Source organism: Sulfolobus sp. B1 (assembly GCF_007050195.1).
Lineage (GTDB): Archaea > Thermoproteota > Thermoprotei_A > Sulfolobales > Sulfolobaceae > Saccharolobus.
Genome location: NZ_QIMI01000152.1, coordinates 1 through 3,358, shown reverse-complemented (window position 1 = coordinate 3,358; position 3,358 = coordinate 1). Strand labels below are relative to the sequence as shown.

Below are 3,358 nucleotides of genomic sequence, written 5' to 3'. Positions count from 1 at the left end.
GCCATGAATGCACTACATTTACCCGCCAAACTACCTTGGATAAAAGAAGCTGAGGTAGAGAGAGGTAGATTATTAACTGATAACAACCCTATTCATGGTAGATTATCTATAGAGAGATGGAATGAGGATTATACGCCAGAAGCATATTCTAAGAGGGCTTTAAAGATGAAAAATGAGGGATTTACAGCGATGAAGTTCGACTTAGACGTTCCTACCCCTTATGTGGATATAAGGAGGATTATGTCTGGAGACTTATCTCTTAAGGATATAGATTACATGGCTAGTATAGTTAGAGCTGTGAGAGAAGCAGTAGGAGATGAGGTAGAAATAATGGTTGACCTTCATTGGAGATATAATTTAAATACTGCAATAAGGATTTGCAAGGCATTAGATCCTTATAGACTGAGGTGGATTGAGGACCCGATACCAGCAATAATGTCCGTTAGTAATTTTGATGAGTTAAAACTTCTTACTTCCCAATGCTCTACTCCGATAGAGACTGGAGAAAATCTGTACACTGTAGTTCAGTTTAAGGATTTGCTAAATACTGGTGTAAGAGTCTGGGCGCCAGACATAGTTAAAGCTGGAGGAATTACTGAGGGGAGAAGAATAGCAGAGCTTGCATCAATGTATGATATAGAGTTCTCTCCCCATAATATTTCCTCGCCTATTGGTACTTTAGCTCACGCTCATTTAGCCAGCATAGCTAATACTTTTGGATTTGTAGAATTTCACGGACATGACGTACCATTTTGGAATGAAATCGTAAAGCCTAAGAGAAGAATCATCGAAAATGGAATTATAAAGCTTACTGATGACCCTGGATTAGGAGTGGACTTAGATGATCAAATTATGAAAAAGTACTGGGAAGACTATGATTTATAGATAGCATTTAAAAATACAATGAACATATAAACTGATCAGCTCCCGCCCTAAAAGGCGAGGTTTATCACTCTATTATCATTTGTGTATCCTATTCTTTCTTATGAAAGTTTTAAATCATTATCTTGATATTTAACCTTCTTCCAGCAATAAAAGCGAGATTCTTGAGTAAGTTGAGCAAAGAAGTAAGATTCTTTCATTTCTCGCTATAGATATATCACAATGTATATACTTTCCTCAGCTAATACTTAATAAAATCCTTTTTTACCTTCTTTTACCATCTCTTCTAGAATTTTATTGGGTTTGTAAGCCTTATATCCTTTGGAATAAATGTCAACTAAATGTTGGTAAATTTTATTAACTCCTAATTCATCAGCAATCTCTAATATCCCTCTAGGGAAATTAAATCCATAAACCATTACTGTATCAATATCTTTAGCATTAACTATATTATTTTCAATAAGCCAACTAGCCTCATTAACCGCCAATGAAATTAGCCTAGCAGGGTCTACTTTACTATGTTGAGGTAGTTCAACTTTCTTATATTTTCCAGGCTCTGGATAAACGTAGAAACCTTTACCACTTTTTACACCTAACTCCTTATTGTCCACTCTTCTTTGATACAGAGAACACTTCACATCTTCGGCTGTCCCGCTCTCTACTATAACCTTCCATAAATCTACTACCACATCTAAACCTACGTAGTCAGCTAACTCAAATATGCCCATTGGTAATTTTAAACCATTCCTCGCTGAACTGTCTACCTCTTTTTAAGGCTATTACAAGAGGCGTGTAGGGAAGTGGAGAGCGGAGAGGCAACAATTCAAGAGGTAGACAGTTCAGCGAGGAATGGTTTAAAATTACCAATGGGCATATTTGAGTTAGCTGACTACGTAGGTTTAGATGTGGTAGTAGATTTATGGAAGGTTATAGTAGAGAGCGGGACAGCCGAAGATGTGAAGTGTTCTCTGTATCAAAGAAGAGTGGACAATAAGGAGTTAGGTGTAAAAAGTGGTAAAGGTTTCTACGTTTATCCAGAGCCTGGAAAATATAAGAAAGTTGAACTACCTCAACATAGTAAAGTAGACCCTGCTAGGCTAATTTCATTGGCGGTTAATGAGGCTAGTTGGCTTATTGAAAATAATATAGTTAATGCTAAAGATATTGATACAGTAATGGTTTATGGATTTAATTTCCCTAGAGGGATATTAGAGATTGCTGATGAATTAGGAGTTAATAAAATTTACCAACATTTAGTTGACATTTATTCCAAAGGATATAAGGCTTACAAACCCAATAAAATTCTAGAAGAGATGGTAAAAGAAGGTAAAAAAGGATTTTATTAAGTATTAGCTGAGGAAAGTATATACATTGTGATATATCTATAGCGAGAAATGAAAGAATCTTACTTCTTTGCTCAACTTACTCAAGAATCTCGCTTTTATTGCTGGAAGAAGGTTAAATATCAAGATAATGATTTAAAACTTTCATAAGAAAGAATAGGATACACAAATGATAATAGAGTGATAAACCTCGCCTTTTAGGGCGGGAGCTGATCAGTTTATATGTTCATTGTATTTTTAAATGCTATCTATAAATCATAGTCTTCCCAGTACTTTTTCATAATTTGATCATCTAAGTCCACTCCTAATCCAGGGTCATCAGTAAGCTTTATAATTCCATTTTCGATGATTCTTCTCTTAGGCTTTACGATTTCATTCCAAAATGGTACGTCATGTCCGTGAAATTCTACAAATCCAAAAGTATTAGCTATGCTGGCTAAATGAGCGTGAGCTAAAGTACCAATAGGCGAGGAAATATTATGGGGAGAGAACTCTATATCATACATTGATGCAAGCTCTGCTATTCTTCTCCCCTCAGTAATTCCTCCAGCTTTAACTATGTCTGGCGCCCAGACTCTTACACCAGTATTTAGCAAATCCTTAAACTGAACTACAGTGTACAGATTTTCTCCAGTCTCTATCGGAGTAGAGCATTGGGAAGTAAGAAGTTTTAACTCATCAAAATTACTAACGGACATTATTGCTGGTATCGGGTCCTCAATCCACCTCAGTCTATAAGGATCTAATGCCTTGCAAATCCTTATTGCAGTATTTAAATTATATCTCCAATGAAGGTCAACCATTATTTCTACCTCATCTCCTACTGCTTCTCTCACAGCTCTAACTATACTAGCCATGTAATCTATATCCTTAAGAGATAAGTCTCCAGACATAATCCTCCTTATATCCACATAAGGGGTAGGAACGTCTAAGTCGAACTTCATCGCTGTAAATCCCTCATTTTTCATCTTTAAAGCCCTCTTAGAATATGCTTCTGGCGTATAATCCTCATTCCATCTCTCTATAGATAATCTACCATGAATAGGGTTGTTATCAGTTAATAATCTACCTCTCTCTACCTCAGCTTCTTTTATCCAAGGTAGTTTGGCGGGTAAATGTAGTGCATTCATGGC

Annotated in this window: 2 protein-coding genes and 2 pseudogenes; 2 read left to right on the top strand and 2 right to left on the bottom strand. The window is 36.2% G+C overall.

Going from position 1 to position 3,358, the window contains the following annotated elements:
• A partial coding sequence (locus tag DMP16_RS08660; RefSeq protein WP_143577107.1) for a mandelate racemase/muconate lactonizing enzyme family protein occupies positions 1-885 on the top strand: 885 nt, incomplete at its 5' end.
• A gap of 245 nt (positions 886-1,130) precedes the next feature.
• Here DMP16_RS08660 and DMP16_RS08655 read toward each other — a convergent pair.
• Positions 1,131-1,652, bottom strand: a pseudogene (locus tag DMP16_RS08655) (3-hydroxyacyl-CoA dehydrogenase family protein); the annotation flags it as partial.
• On the opposite strand from DMP16_RS08655, the pseudogene DMP16_RS08650 reads away from it, so the two are divergent.
• A pseudogene (locus tag DMP16_RS08650) lies at positions 1,647-2,228 on the top strand (3-hydroxyacyl-CoA dehydrogenase family protein); the annotation flags it as partial. The pseudogenes DMP16_RS08655 and DMP16_RS08650 overlap by 6 nt on opposite strands.
• Positions 2,229-2,473: 245 nt before the next feature.
• Here the strand turns inward: DMP16_RS08650 and DMP16_RS08645 are convergent.
• Positions 2,474-3,358, bottom strand: an 885-nt coding sequence (locus DMP16_RS08645; RefSeq protein WP_143577107.1) for a mandelate racemase/muconate lactonizing enzyme family protein, incomplete at its 5' end; no start/stop codon positions are given.